The following is a 12,756-nucleotide window of genomic DNA, read 5'->3' as shown; positions in this document are numbered from 1 at the left end:
CCCCCGGCCGGGCGGGGGGGTGGCGGGGGCCGCCCCGCGGCCCCCCCCACCGCCTCGTCCGTCGCAACGGGGGTTCCAGGGGGTCGCCCCCCTGGGCTAACCCAGCCGAACGTACTCGTAGTCGAAGGGCTTGCCGTTGATGCCGTTGCGGGGCGGGGCGATCCAGGAGGCGATCTTGCCGCGCTCGTGGACGGGGCGCATCAGGGAGCGGACGTGGGCCTTGTCGACCTCGGTGGGGAGCCAGGCGTCCTTGCGGGCCTCCCACTCCTCGGCGGTGAGGCGCTCGCCCCGCGGGGTGGCCTCGATGCCGGCGAAGGCGCCGACCTTGCGGTTGAACGCGACGCTCGGGAGGTAGAGGCGCTGCGGGAGGCCGGCGTCGGCGAGGATGCGGTTCCAGCGGTTGACGCCGCTCTGGCAGTCGGAGACGTACTCGCGGCGCAGGTCGGTGTTCAGGCCGACGAGGGCGGCGACCTCGGTCTGGCCGATCTCGCCGTCGACGAGGGCGTCCACCATGATGGAGTCGCCGGTGAGGAGGTGGTCGTCCTTGCGGCGGCCCTCCATCCAGCGGCCCTTGAGCCCGGCGGTGTAGTAGTTGGCGACGTTGCTGGACGTCTCGGAGCCGAACAGGTCGAGCGACACCGAGTAGTGGAAGTTCAGGTACTTCTGGACGACGTCCAGGGGGATCGCGCCGAGGGCGGCGACGTCGTCGGTGTCGTGCTCGATCATGAGCTGCGCGGTGCGCTCGACGACGCGGTCGATGCCGGTCGTGCCCACCATCATGTGGTGGGCCTCTTCCTTGAGCATGAACTCGCAGGTGCGCGACAGCGGGTCGAAGCCCGACTCCTTCAGCGTGCCGAGCTGGTACTTGCCGTCCCGGTCGGTGAAGTAGGTGAACATGAAGAAGGAGAGCCAGTCGGGGGTCTCCTCGTTGAAGGCGCCGAGGATGCGCGGCGACTCGTCGCTGCCGGAGTTGCGGTGCAGCAGCTCCTCGGCCTCTTCGCGGCCTTCGCGTCCGAAGAAGGCGTGCAGCAGGTAGACCATCGCCCACAGGTGACGGCCCTCTTCGACGTTCACCTGGAACAGGTTCCGCAGGTCGTACAGGCTGGGGGCGGTGGCGCCGAGGTTGCGCTGCTGCTCGACGGACGCGGGTTCGGTGTCGCCCTGGATGACGATGAGCCGCTGCAGTTCGGCGCGGTACTCGCCGGGGACCTTCTGCCAGGCGGGCTCGCCCTTGTGCGCGCCGAAGCCGATGCGGCGGTCGCCATCGCGCTCGGCGAGGAAGATGCCCCAGCGGTAGTCCTTCATGGCGACGTGCCCGAAGTGCGCCCAGCCCTCGCGGCCGACGTTGACGGCGGTGCGCAGGTAGACGTCCTGGGTGGGCAGGGTCGGGCCCATCGACTCCCACCAGGACAGGAAGTTCGGCTGCCACGACTCCAGGGCCCGCTGCAGGCGCCGGTCCTCGTGCAGGTCGACGTTGTTCGGGATCTTCTCGGAGTAGTCCGCGGAGACGGGCATGCTCAGACTCGCTTTCGGTCGAAGTCGGCGCGCCGTCCGGTGCCGTAGCGGCGCAGCGCGCCGTCCGGGCCGGACGCGTTCGGCCGGTTGAAGATCCAGTTCTGCCAGGCGGTGAGCCGGCCGAAGATCTTGGTCTCCAGGGTCTCGGGGCCGGGGAAGCGGTGGTTGGCCTCCAGGCCGGTGAGGGCGTCGGGGGAGAATCCGGCGCGCTCCTCGACGGCGATGCGGACCTCCTCGTCCCAGTCGATGTCGTCGGGCGCGAAGGTGACCAGGCCGAGGCGCTCGGCGTCGCCCGCGTCGAGGGGTTTCGCGGCGGCGTCGCGGACGGCGGCGAGGCCCTCGTCGTCGCCGAGGAAGCGGGTCTCCAGGCGGGTGAGGCCGTTGCCCATCGGGAGGGGGCCGAGGTTCATCGCGTCGACGGCGATCGTGGCGGGCTCGGCGTCCGGGTCGATGTCCTCGAAGACGCCTTCGAGGTGGTAGGAGCGGTCGGCGGCGAGCGCGAGTTCGAGCAGGGAGCCGGCGAAGCAGCTGCCGGGCTCGATCAGCGCGATCATGCTGCGGCTGGTGACGTCGAGGCGCTTCAGCGTCCGCTTGAGGTACAGGACGATCTCGTTGGCGAGCCAGTCGGAGGCGTTGTCGAGCAGCAGCCGGTCGTGGTCGAGGACCTTCCGCGGGTCGCCGGCGGTGCGCAGGATCCAGGTGCCGAGCGACGGCTCGTTGGTCCGCAGGTCGAGGACCAGGTCGTCCAGCTCGCGGGTCATGGCGAGCGACCAGAACCCGGCGCCCTGCGCGTGCACGGCGGCGATGTCCTCGGGGGCGTCGGCGGAGGGGCCGGCGACGGTGATCTCGACGGCGGCGGCCTCGCGGTCCAGCTCCGCGGTCACGTACCGGTAGGCGATCTCGCTGCCGGTGCGGGTCTTGTCCAGCGGCGTGAGCGCGACGCCCTGGGCGCCGGCCGGACGGGTCGAGCGGGCGGCCAGCTCGGCGGCGCGTTCCGCGACGGTCGCGTCCCACGCGGTGCGGGACACGGCCTCGTCGACCAGCCGCCACGCGACGGCCTTCTTGCCGCCGAGCCCTTCGGCCTTGGTGGCGAAGTAGTCGGCGCGGTCGCGGCGGACGTGCCGCTTGTCGGTGACGCGGGTCAGCCCGCCGGTGCCGGGCAGCACGCCGAGCAGCGGCAGCTCGGGCAGCGAGACGGTGGACGACCGGTCGTCCACGAGCATGATGTGGTCGCAGGCGAGCGCCAGCTCGTAGCCGCCGCCGGACGCGGTGCCGTTGCAGGCGGCGAGGTAGGTCTGGCCCGAGTTGGCGGTCGCGTCCTCGATGCCGTTGCGGGTCTCGTTGGTGAACTTGCAGAAGTTCACCTTCCACGCGTGCTCGGACGCGGCCAGCATCCGGATGTTGGCGCCCGCGCAGAAGATCTTCTCCTTGCCGCTGGTCACCACGACCGTCCGCACCTCGGGGTGCTCGAACCGCAGCCGCTGGACGGCGTCGTACAGCTCGATGTCCACGCCGAGGTCGTAGGAGTTGAGCTTGAGCTCGTAGCCGGGGACGAGGCCCCCCTGTTCGTCGACGTCCATCGTCAGCGTGGCGACCGGACCGCGGGCCTCGACCCTCCAGTGCCGGTAGCGGGCCGGATCCGTCCGGAACTCGACGTGCATGGGGTGCTCCTCCAGTCTGTCCGTGGTCCCATGCTCCACAGAACACGGTCATCACGTCAAGAGTTTGTAGCATATCGGCGCGCGCCGGGCCGCCGCGGGCCTCGGGGCGTGCGGGGTCAGTCTCGGCCGAGGAGTGCTGCGGCCAGCTCGCGGACGGCGAAGCGGCGCAGCTTCCCGCTCGCCGTGGTCGGCAGCACGTCCATGATCAGCACCTCGCGGGGCCGCTTGAACGCGGCGAGCCCCGCCCGGCAGAAGTCGATCAGCTCCTCCGGCTCGGCCTTCGCGCCGTCCGCGAGGACGACGCAGGCGATCGGCTTGTCGAGGCCGTCGCCGTCCGGCAGGCCGACGACGGCGACCATCGCGACCGCCGGGTGCTCCAGGAGCCGGGCCTCCACCTCGGCGGGCGACACCCAGATGCCGCCCGCCTTGAGCATGTCGCCGGTGCGGCCCAGGCAGGTGTAGTAGCCGTCCTCGTCCACCACGTAGGTGTCGCCGGTGCGCAGCCACTCGCCCTGGAAGACCCGCCGGGTCGTCTCCGTCCGGCACCAGTAGCCGGTCGCGATCGACTCGCCCTTCACCAGCAGCGAACCGGGCGTGCCGGGCGGGACGTCGGCGCCGGCGGAGTCGACGACCCGCAGCTCGTAGCCGGGGACGGCGACGCCGGTGGTGCCGGGACGCACCTCCCCCGGGCGGTTCGACAGGAAGATGTGCAGGCACTCGGTGGAGCCGATCCCGTCGATGATCTCCACGCCGTACCGCTCGGTGAAGCGGCGGCACAGCTCGGCGGGCAGCGGCTCGCCCGCCGACACCGCGAGCCGCACCGACGCGAACGCGTCGGCCGGGACGTCCGCGTTGAGCAGCGCGGCGTAGAAGGTCGGGACGGCGAAGAACAGCGTGGGCCGGTGCTCGCGCAGCCGCTCCGCGACGGACGCGGGCGTCGGCCGGTCCGGGTCGAGGATCGTCGTGGCGCCCACGGCGAGCGGGAAGAACAGCGAGTTGCCGATGCCGTAGGCGAAGAACAGCTTGGCGACCGAGTAGCAGCGGTCGTCCGGGGTGATGCCGAGGACCTGCCGGCCGTAGGTCTCCACGACGTGCCGGATGTTGGCGTGCCGGTGCATCGCGCCCTTGGGCTTGCCGGTCGTCCCGGACGTGTAGAGCCACAGCGCGCTGGAGTCGTCGGAGGTCGCGTAGGGCTCGCGGATCTCCCCGCCTTGCGCCGCGCCTTCCGCGACCAGGTCGGCGAAGGGGTCGAGCCGCACGCCTTCCGGCACGCGCGGCGCCGCGTCGCCCTCGACGGCGACGCGCCGGACGCCCGGGGCGAGCGCGAGGGCCTCCCCGGCGGGCCCGGCGAACCGGTCGCTGACGATCAGGACGCGGGCGCGCGCGTCGTTCAGCAGCGCGGCGAGCTCGGGGCCGGTCAGCATCGTGGACACCGGGACGGGGACGGCGCCGAGCCGCATCGCGCCGAGGACCGCGCCGGCCATGGCCGGGCCGTCCGCCATGAACAGCACGACCCGCTCCTCGGGCCGCAGCCCCCATGCCTCCAGCCCGGCGGCGACGTTCCCGGCGAGGGCGTCGAGGTCGGCGTAGGTCAGGTCGCCGCCGGGGCCGGTGAGCGCCGTCCGCCCGGCGGTCCCGGGGTCCCGCGCGGCCCGCAGCAGATAATCGGAGGCGTTGAACGTGTCCGGCCGCGCCTGGCCGGTCGCCGCGTCAGCGGTCATCGGGGGCTCCCCTTCGCCGTGAACCGTGGCAAATATGTTCTACACTCGCAAAACGCTAGTCAATAGTTATGTGGAATGATGAGAGGCCGGATGCAGTCGCCCGCGGAGGAAGAGCCGATGGACCGGACCGACGGCGACGGCGCGGCGGGGCCGCGCTTCCGGCGCCGCCGCGAACTCGGCGCGGCGAGCGCGCGCTCGCTGCTGCTGACGGTGCTCGGCGAGTTCGTCCTGCCGGAGGGCGAGCCGGTGTGGACGGCCGCGTTCCTGGAGGCGCTCGGGCTGCTCGGGGTGGAGGAGAAGGCGGTCCGGCAGGCGCTCGCCCGCAGCGCGACCGAGGGCTGGCTGTCCGGCGAGCGGCACGGCCGGCGCACCGCCTGGCACCTCACCCCGGCCGGGAAGCGGCTGCTCACCGACGGCACCGGGCGCATCTACGGCTTCGGCCGCCCCGGCGGCGAGTGGGACGGGCGGTGGCTGCTGGTCCTCGCGTCCGTCCCGGAGACGAACCGGAAGCTGCGGCACCTGCTGCGGACGCGGCTGTCCTGGAACGGCCTCGGCAACCTGTCCCCCGGCGTGTGGGTGAGTCCGCACCCCGAGCGCGAGCCGGAGGTGCGCGAGGTGCTGGCGGAGATCGGCGTCGCCGACACCTCGACGCTGTTCGTCGGGAGCCTCGGCGACCTCGGCGAGGCGCGGCGCGTGGCGCGGCAGGCGTGGAACCTCGACGAGATCGAGCTGGCCTACGAGGACTTCCTCGACGAGGTCCGCGCGCTGCGCCCCGCCGACGATCCCGGGACGTTCGCCGCGCACGCCCGGCTCGTCCAGGAATGGCGGCGGTTCCCGTTCCTCGACCCGGCGCTGCCCGCCGAGCTGCTGCCGGACGACTGGAGCGGCTCGCAGGCGTTCGCGCTGTTCCACGAGCGGCACGGCGCGTGGCGGCCGGTCGCCGACCGCCAGTGGAAGGCGATGACCTCCGACTGACCGGCACCCAGCCGACGGGACCCGGGCCGAACGGCCTCCGGCTAACCCGCCGCCGATGACCCGGCCGCCCGTCCGGTCGCGGGCTCCGGTGCGCCCTGCGGGGTGAGCCGGAGCAGGTTGACGGTGCCCTCGGCGGCGACCCGGCCCCTGTCGTCGGTGATGGTCGCCTGCCAGGTGACGTGGTCGCCGACCCGGTCGACGGGGCGGGCGCGGGCGGTCAGCCGGCCCTCCCGGACGGCGCGGATGAAGCGCGTGTGGTTGCTGACCCCGACGACCTGGTGCTCCAGCCCGACGGTGAGCGCCGCGCCCATGCTGCAGACCGTCTCGTTGATGGCGCAGTACACCCCGCCGTGAACGATCCCGTACGCCTGCATGAGCTTCGCGGTCACCTCGATCTCGGCGACGACCTCCCGATCGGACGCCTCGGTCACCACCAGGCCGAGCGTGCGGTCCAGCGGACCGGCGTAGCCGGACGGTTCCACCGCCATCGCAGCCTCCTCGACGATCTCCCGACGCTATCCAGCCGCCCGAAAGGTCGTCAATGCACCGGTACGTCCCGCCGGGGCCGCGCCGCGCAGGTGTAGGAGCCCGCCTCGCGGGAAGGGACGCACCGCCTTGTCCACGGGCTGGAGGTGACCGCATGAGCGGGCTGGTCGGACGGAACCTGCTGGCGGGGGCGGAGCCCGACGTCGCGAAGGACGCCGGCTACCCCGACGCCCCGCCCCGCATGGGGTTCTTCACCGACACGTCGGTCTGCATCGGCTGCAAGGCCTGCGAGGTCGCCTGCAAGGAGTGGAACTCCGTCCCCGAGGACGGCCTGGAGTTCACCGGGATGTCCTACGACAACACCCAGGGGCTCGGCGCGGACACCTGGCGGCACGTCGCGTTCATCGAGCAGGACAAGCCGGTCGGCAACGCCGACTCCGGCGTCCGGTGGCTGATGGCGTCGGACGTGTGCAAGCACTGCACGCACGCCGCCTGCCTCGACGTGTGCCCGACCGGGTCGCTGTTCCGCACCGAGTTCGGGACCGTCGTCGTGCAGGAGGACATCTGCAACGGCTGCGGGTACTGCGTGCCCGCCTGCCCGTACGGGGTCATCGACCAGCGCAAGGAGGACGGCCGCGTCTGGAAGTGCACGCTGTGCTACGACCGGATCGGCGACGGCCTCGAACCGGCCTGCGCCAAGGCCTGCCCCACCGACTCCATCCAGTTCGGACCCCTCGACGAGCTGCGCGAACGCGCCGCCGCGCGCGTCGACCAGCTGCACGGCATGGGCGTGGAGGACGCGCGGCTGTACGGGCACGACCCGGAGGACGGCGTCGGCGGCGACGGCGCGTTCTTCCTGCTGCTCGACGAACCGGAGGTGTACGGGCTGCCGCCGGACCCGGTCGTCACCACGCGGGACCTGCCGTCCATGTGGAGGCACGCGGGCGTCGCCGCCGCGGCGCTCGTCGCGGGCGCCGCCGCGCTGTTCACCGTCCACGGCCGGCTGGGAGGCAGGCGATGAGCACGTCCGACGTCACCAAGGACGGCGTCACGGGGCAGCGGGAGGGCCGGGACGCCCTCATCGGGCAGGGCACCGGCAGGGGCGGGCGCAGGAAGCGCCGTGGCGAGCAGGCCATGGTGCCCGAGGCCGAGTTCACGTCGTACTACGGCAAGCCCGTCCTGAACGCGCCGGTCTGGGCGGCCGCCGACGTCGCCGCCTACCTGTTCCTCGGCGGGCTAGCGGGCGCCGGGTCGGTGCTGGCGGCGGGCGCGGAGCTGACCGGGCGCCCGGCCGCCGCGCGGGCGCTGAAGATCTCTTCGCTGGTCGCCATCGCGGGCTCGGCGGCGGCGCTGATCCACGACCTCGGACGTCCCGCGCGGTTCGTCAACATGCTGCGGGTGATGAAGCCGACCTCGCCGATGAGCGTGGGCTCGTGGGTGCTGGCGGCCTACGGCCCGGCGGCCGGCGCCGCCGCCGTGCTGGACGTGACCGGGCTGTTCAAGCCGCTCGGCCGGGCCGCGACGGTGGGCGCGGCGGCGCTGGGTCCGGTGGTCGCCACCTACACCGCCGTCCTCATCGCGGACACGGCGGTGCCGGCCTGGCACGAGGGCTACCGGGAGATGCCGCTGGTGTTCGTCGGCTCTGGCACGGCCGCCGCGTCGGGGGTGGCGCTGCTCGCCGCGCCGGCCGCCGAGACGGCGCCGATGCGCAGCGCCGCGGTGCTCGGCGCGGGGCTCGACCTGGCCGCGGCGAGGCTGATGGAGCGCCGGCTCGGGATGCTCGCGGAGCCGTACCGGCAGGGCAAGGCCGGCAAGCTGATGCGGGCGGCGGAGATCCTCTCGGTCGCGGGCGCGGCCGGCGGCGCGCTGCTCGGCGGGCGCAGCCGGATCGCGGCGGCGCTCGGCGGCGCGGCGCTGCTGGCGGGCTCGGCGTGCACCCGGTTCGGGATCTTCCACGCCGGGATGCGGTCGGCGCAGGACCCGAAGTACACGGTGGTGCCGCAGCGCGAGCGCGCGAACGCCCGGGACACGGCGAAGACCGGAGGCGCGTGACGGTCCGCTTTCTGCAAGAAGCATGAAATCTTGCGCAAGCTCTTGACCTCACTGCAAGGAGAGAGCATTCTCACGGTGCTCGCGGACGGCCGTCCCCCACCCCCTTCAGGCACGCGCCATGTGCCCTGTGACAGGAGTTCGCCGACATGCACCGTCGAAGCCCCGCTCGCTCCCTCCTCACCGCCGCCACCCTCCTGATCTGCGGCGCCGCCCCGTTCGCCGTCCCATCCCCGGACGGGACGGCCCGCGCCGCCGCCCTCGCCCGCGCCGCCGCGACGGCGCTCAACGCCAGTGACGTCACCGCGAACCTGTGGGAATGGAACTGGAACTCCGTCGCGAAAGCGTGCACGGACCAGCTCGGCCCGGCCGGGTACGGCGCGGTCCAGGTCGCCCCGCCCGCCGAGTCGGTCAGCCTCGCCTCCACCGGCGACGGCGCCCACCCCTGGTGGGAGGTCTACCAGCCCGTCTCCTACAACCTGGCCGGCCGGCTCGGCACCCGCGCGCAGTTCGCCGCGATGGTCACCGCCTGCCACGGCGCGGGCGTCCGCGTCTACGCCGACGCGGTCGTCAACCACATGGCGGGCGCGAACAACACGCTCACCACCACCTACGGCGGCTCGACGTTCGACCCGTCCGGGTACGCGTACCCGGCCGTCCCGTACGGGTACGGCGACTTCCACCATCCCGGCGACGGGTACTGCAACGACGACGACGGCGTCATCGACGACTGGAACGACACCGCCGAGGTCCAGAACTGCGAGCTGGACCATCTCTCCGACCTGAAGACCCAGATCGACTACGTCCGCGGCAAGATCGCCGGATATCTCAACGACCTCATCGGGCTCGGCGTGGACGGGTTCCGGATCGACGCGGCCAAGCACATCCCGCAGGCCGACTTCGCGGCCATCAAGGGCGCGCTGAACACCACGACGGCCGAGGGGAAGGCCCCGTACATCGCGCAGGAGGTCATGCCGGGCTCGACGGCCGACGCGCTCAAGCCGTCCGCGTTCACCGCCAACGGCGACGTCATCGGCTTCTCCTACGCCGACGGGCTGAAGGCGCAGTTCTCCGCCGGCACGCTGTCGAACCTGTCGGGCATCCCGTCCTGGTCGCTGGACGCCGGCAGCGGCCAGACGTTCGCGATGGTGACCAACCACGACACCGAACGCAACGGCAGCACGCTCAGCTACAAGAACGGGACCGCGTACACGCTGGCGAACTACTTCCTGCTCGCCTACCCGTACGGCAAGCCGTCGGTCTTCGACGGGTTCACCTGGTCGGCGGCCGGGCAGTCGCCGCCCGCCGACGCGAACGGCTTCGTCACCGACGCGAGCTGCTCGGCCGGCTGGCAGTGCATCACGCAGTCGGCCGGCGTCAAGGGCATGGTCGGCTGGCACAACGCCACCGCGTCCGCCACCACCGTCTCCAACTTCACGGCCACCGCCGGGAACGTCATCGGGTTCGGCCGCGGTGGGAAGGGCTGGATCGGGCTGAACGCCTCGTCCGGCGTGTCCACCGCCACCTACACCACTGGCCTCCCGGACGGCGTGTACTGCGACGTCATCACCGGCGGCGCGAAGTCGGACGGCTGCAACGGCACGGCGGTCACCGTGTCGGGCGGCACCGCGTCCATCACGATCCCGGCCGGCGGCGCCGTCGCCATCGACGTGGACGACACCACCGGCACCTCGCCGCATACCGCGAACCACACCTGGCGCTGAGCGTCTGCGGCGTGCCGCCCCGGCGGGCGGCGCGCCGCGCGTCAGCGGTTGCCGTAGTCGGGGGCGCGCTTCTCCATATACGCGGTCATGGCCTCGGTCTGGTCGGCGGTCATCATCGTCAGGACCTGCTGGCGGTTCTCCAGCTCGACGGCCGCGTCGAACGACGGGATCTCCAGCGACAGCCACATCGCCTGCTTGGTCAGCGACAGCGACAGCGGCGGCATCGACAGCAGGTCGTCGAGCGCCTTGCCGACGCGGCCGGACAGCTCGTCGGGCGCGACGGCGTCGGCGAGCATGCCGATCCGCAGCGCCTCCTCGGCGTCGAAGCGGCGGGCGGTCATCATCAGCTCGTGCGCCCGCCCGGCGCCGACCAGCCGCGGCAGCATCCACGACGTGCCGATGTCGCAGGCCGAGAACCCGACCCGCATGAACGACACCGCGAACACCGCCGACGTCGAGGCGATCCGCAGGTCCGACGCCAGGACCAGCGCCAGCCCGCCGCCCGCCGCCGCGCCGTTCACCTCCGCGACCACCGGCTGCGGCATCCGCCGGATCCGCTGCACCAGCCCGGCGATGTGCCGCTGCGTGGCCAGCCCCCGCTGCACCGCGCCCGCGCTCTCCACGCCCGCTGGCTCGCCGTACCCGCCGAGGTCCAGGCCCGCGCAGAAGCCGCGGCCCGCGCCGGTCAGCACGACCACCCGGCACTCCGGGTCCGCGGCCGCCTCGGCCAGCGCCGCGTGCAGGCCCTCGATCATCCCGGCGGTCATCGCGTTCAGCCGCTCGGGCCGGTTCATCGCGACGCGGGTGACGCCCGGCCGCGGCCGGGTCACGACGATCTCGCTCAACGTTCCTCCTGCGGCGGCTGCGTTCCCTGCGGCGGCGGGCGGCGCCAGCGTAGCCGCGTCAGGAGGCGGGACGGTCGCGCGGGGTGCGGAACAGGCACTCCTGGGTGAGGCTCGCGACGAGCACGCCGTCGCGGCTGTGGATCGTTCCCGAGTACAGGCCGCGCCCGGACGCGACGGTCAGCGGGACGAGGTCCATCAGCACCCAGTCGTCCATGCGGACGGGCCGGTGGAACCAGACCGAGTGGTCGAGGCTCGACCCGGACCGGGCCGTCCCGTCGTGCAGCGCCGTCAGCCCGGAGGAGATGTCGGACAGGTACGTCAGCACGCAGGCGTGCAGCAGGTCGTCGTCCGGCAGCGGCTCCAGGCAGCGCGACCAGAGCCGCGTCGGGAAGTCCGACGCCGGGTACGGCTGCGGCGGGACGCGGCTGTCCATCGAGAACAGCCGCGGCATCTCCGAGCCGGGCAGCGTCTCGGGGCCCGGTGCGTCTGGGGCGGGGTGGACCTGGCGGTCCTCGTCCTCGGCGGGCTGCTGGAACGACACCGACATGTTGAAGATGACCTCGCCGCCCTGCAGGGCGACCACGCGCCGCGCGGAGAACGACCGGCCGTCCCGGTCCCGGTCGACGCGGAAGATCGTGGGCCGGGCGGCGTCGCCGCCGCGCAGGAAGTAGCCGTGCAGCGAGTGCGGCAGCCGCCCCTCCGGGACGGTGCCGCCCGCCGCGCGCAGCGCCTGCGCCGCGACCTGCCCGCCGTAGAGCGGGTACGGGTCGTCGAACACGAGGGTGCCGCGGTAGAGGTCCCGGTCGAGCTCCTCCAGATCCAGGAGCTCCAGGACGGAGTGCCGCTCTTCCAGGCGCGATTCGGGTTGCTCGGAGATGGTGGGTCGCACGGTCGAGACGTTATCCGACGCCGCCCGGCGCCCTTCCGGCCGCCCTCACGGCAGGACGGCGTCGACCAGCCCCCAGCCCAGCGCGGTGCGCGCGTCGAGCGGCTCCCCGCTCAGCGCGAGGTACAGGGTGCGCCAGCGGCCGATCCGGCGCGGCAGCGACACCGTCCCGCCCGCGCCGGGGATCAGGCCCATCGCCACCTCGGGGAGCCGGAACGTCGCGTCCGCCGCGGCGGCGACGCGGCCGGCGAACGCGGGCAGCTCGACGCCGGCGCCGACGCACGAGCCCTGCACGCGGACCTCGATGCGCGGCCCGAGCCGGTGGATCAGCCGGCCCGCGCCCGCGCGGGTCCGCACGAAATGCGCGGTCGCCAGGTCGGGCGCGGTGCCGAACTCGTCCAGGTCGCCGCCGGAGCAGAACACCGGGCCCGCGCCGTCCAGGACGACGCGGTCGATCCCCTCGTCGAGCAGCGCGAGGCGGAGGCCGTCGACGAGCGCGTCCCGCAGCTGGCGGCCGTAGGCGTTGCGGCGCTGCGGCCGGTTCAGCGTGATCGACAGCACGCCGCCGTCCCGGGCCAGCAGCACCGGGTCCTTGACGTCGGACGGCAGCAGCCGCGGCCCGCGCGAGGCCAGCCACCGCGCGAACTCCGCCCCGCCGAGCAGCGTCGAGTACGCGTAGGACTCCACGTCCAGCGCCGCCGGGACGTCCATGCCGCCGGTGGTGCGCAGCACGTCCCGCAGCACCAGCGCCGCCTGCGGGTTGCGCTCCGCCGCGTCCCGCAGCGCCGCCGCCCGCTCCACCGGATCGGCGACGGCGACGCTCTCCGGCCCGGCGTCGGCCGCCGCGGTGAGGGTGACGTCGAGGGCCCGGACGAGCGCCGGGTCGCCGGAGCC

At 73.3% G+C, this 12,756-nt stretch carries 11 protein-coding genes; 4 read left to right on the top strand and 7 right to left on the bottom strand.

Going from position 1 to position 12,756, the window contains the following annotated elements; genetic code table 11:
- Window positions 1-96 precede the first annotated feature (96 nt).
- From boxB to F9B16_RS37930, 3 genes are all read right to left on the bottom strand, one after another.
- The gene (boxB, locus tag F9B16_RS37940; protein WP_151545064.1) at window positions 97-1,515 is read right to left on the bottom strand and encodes a benzoyl-CoA 2,3-epoxidase subunit BoxB; all 1,419 of its coding nucleotides are present in this window, start codon (window positions 1,513-1,515) and stop codon (window positions 97-99) included.
- Window positions 1,516-1,517: 2 nt separating this feature from the next.
- Window positions 1,518-3,176, bottom strand: a complete 1,659-nt coding sequence (gene boxC / locus F9B16_RS37935) for a 2,3-epoxybenzoyl-CoA dihydrolase (protein WP_151545063.1) — start codon at window positions 3,174-3,176, stop codon at window positions 1,518-1,520.
- 116 nt (window positions 3,177-3,292) lie between these two features.
- Window positions 3,293-4,897: a benzoate-CoA ligase family protein gene (locus F9B16_RS37930; RefSeq protein WP_151545062.1), complete on the bottom strand. Its 1,605-nt coding sequence runs from the start codon at window positions 4,895-4,897 to the stop codon at window positions 3,293-3,295.
- Between the two features lie 117 nt (window positions 4,898-5,014).
- Here F9B16_RS37930 and F9B16_RS37925 point away from each other — a divergent pair, with 117 nt between their 5' ends.
- Window positions 5,015-5,872 carry a PaaX family transcriptional regulator gene (locus tag F9B16_RS37925; RefSeq protein WP_151545061.1) on the top strand — a complete coding sequence of 286 codons (858 nt, stop codon included), beginning with the start codon at window positions 5,015-5,017 and terminating at the stop codon, window positions 5,870-5,872.
- Window positions 5,873-5,913: 41 nt separating this feature from the next.
- Here F9B16_RS37925 and F9B16_RS37920 read toward each other — a convergent pair whose 3' ends face one another.
- Window positions 5,914-6,360 (bottom strand): PaaI family thioesterase, encoded by a 447-nt coding sequence (locus F9B16_RS37920; RefSeq protein ID WP_151545060.1) that lies wholly within the window; start codon window positions 6,358-6,360, stop codon window positions 5,914-5,916.
- Window positions 6,361-6,599: 239 nt separating this feature from the next.
- Between F9B16_RS37920 and F9B16_RS37915 the strand changes: the two genes are divergently transcribed.
- From F9B16_RS37915 to F9B16_RS37905, 3 genes are all read left to right on the top strand, one after another.
- Window positions 6,600-7,379: a 4Fe-4S dicluster domain-containing protein gene (locus F9B16_RS37915; RefSeq protein WP_225992304.1), complete on the top strand. Its 780-nt coding sequence runs from the start codon at window positions 6,600-6,602 to the stop codon at window positions 7,377-7,379.
- On the top strand, window positions 7,376-8,410 hold the full coding sequence (gene nrfD, locus F9B16_RS37910) for an NrfD/PsrC family molybdoenzyme membrane anchor subunit (protein WP_151545058.1): 1,035 nt from the start codon (window positions 7,376-7,378) through the stop codon (window positions 8,408-8,410). The genes F9B16_RS37915 and nrfD overlap by 4 nt, the downstream gene beginning before the upstream one ends.
- 146 nt (window positions 8,411-8,556) lie before the next feature.
- Window positions 8,557-10,131 (top strand): alpha-amylase, encoded by a 1,575-nt coding sequence (locus tag F9B16_RS37905; RefSeq protein ID WP_151545057.1) that lies wholly within the window; start codon window positions 8,557-8,559, stop codon window positions 10,129-10,131.
- Window positions 10,132-10,172: 41 nt separating this feature from the next.
- On the opposite strand, the gene F9B16_RS37900 is transcribed toward F9B16_RS37905, so the two are convergent.
- The 3 genes from F9B16_RS37900 to F9B16_RS37890 all read right to left on the bottom strand — a co-directional run.
- Window positions 10,173-10,976, bottom strand: a complete 804-nt coding sequence (locus F9B16_RS37900; protein ID WP_151545056.1) for an enoyl-CoA hydratase/isomerase family protein — start codon at window positions 10,974-10,976, stop codon at window positions 10,173-10,175.
- A 58-nt stretch (window positions 10,977-11,034) separates the two neighbouring features.
- Window positions 11,035-11,865, bottom strand: a complete 831-nt coding sequence (locus F9B16_RS37895; protein ID WP_225992303.1) for an acyl-CoA thioesterase — start codon at window positions 11,863-11,865, stop codon at window positions 11,035-11,037.
- Window positions 11,866-11,910: 45 nt separating this feature from the next.
- A partial coding sequence (locus tag F9B16_RS37890; protein WP_151545055.1) for an enoyl-CoA hydratase/isomerase family protein occupies window positions 11,911-12,756 on the bottom strand: 846 nt, incomplete at its 5' end.

The sequence above is a fragment of the Actinomadura montaniterrae genome (assembly GCF_008923365.1).
In the GTDB taxonomy this organism is placed as follows: Bacteria; Actinomycetota; Actinomycetes; order Streptosporangiales; family Streptosporangiaceae; genus Spirillospora; species Spirillospora montaniterrae.
This window is presented reverse-complemented; position numbering and strand designations above follow the sequence as displayed.

Excerpts from the sequence above, each read along its gene's own strand:
- boxC (WP_151545063.1), bottom strand. The coding sequence starts at position 3,176 with ATGCACGTCGAGTTCCGGACGGATCCGGCCCGCTACCGGCACTGGAGG.
- F9B16_RS37925 (WP_151545061.1), top strand. The coding sequence starts at position 5,015 with ATGGACCGGACCGACGGCGACGGCGCGGCGGGGCCGCGCTTCCGGCGC.
- boxB (WP_151545064.1), bottom strand. The coding sequence starts at position 1,515 with ATGCCCGTCTCCGCGGACTACTCCGAGAAGATCCCGAACAACGTCGAC.
- F9B16_RS37920 (WP_151545060.1), bottom strand. The coding sequence starts at position 6,360 with ATGGCGGTGGAACCGTCCGGCTACGCCGGTCCGCTGGACCGCACGCTC.
- F9B16_RS37930 (WP_151545062.1), bottom strand. The coding sequence starts at position 4,897 with ATGACCGCTGACGCGGCGACCGGCCAGGCGCGGCCGGACACGTTCAAC.
- nrfD (WP_151545058.1), top strand. The coding sequence starts at position 7,376 with ATGAGCACGTCCGACGTCACCAAGGACGGCGTCACGGGGCAGCGGGAG.
- F9B16_RS37915 (WP_225992304.1), top strand. The coding sequence starts at position 6,600 with ATGGGGTTCTTCACCGACACGTCGGTCTGCATCGGCTGCAAGGCCTGC.
- F9B16_RS37905 (WP_151545057.1), top strand. The coding sequence starts at position 8,557 with ATGCACCGTCGAAGCCCCGCTCGCTCCCTCCTCACCGCCGCCACCCTC.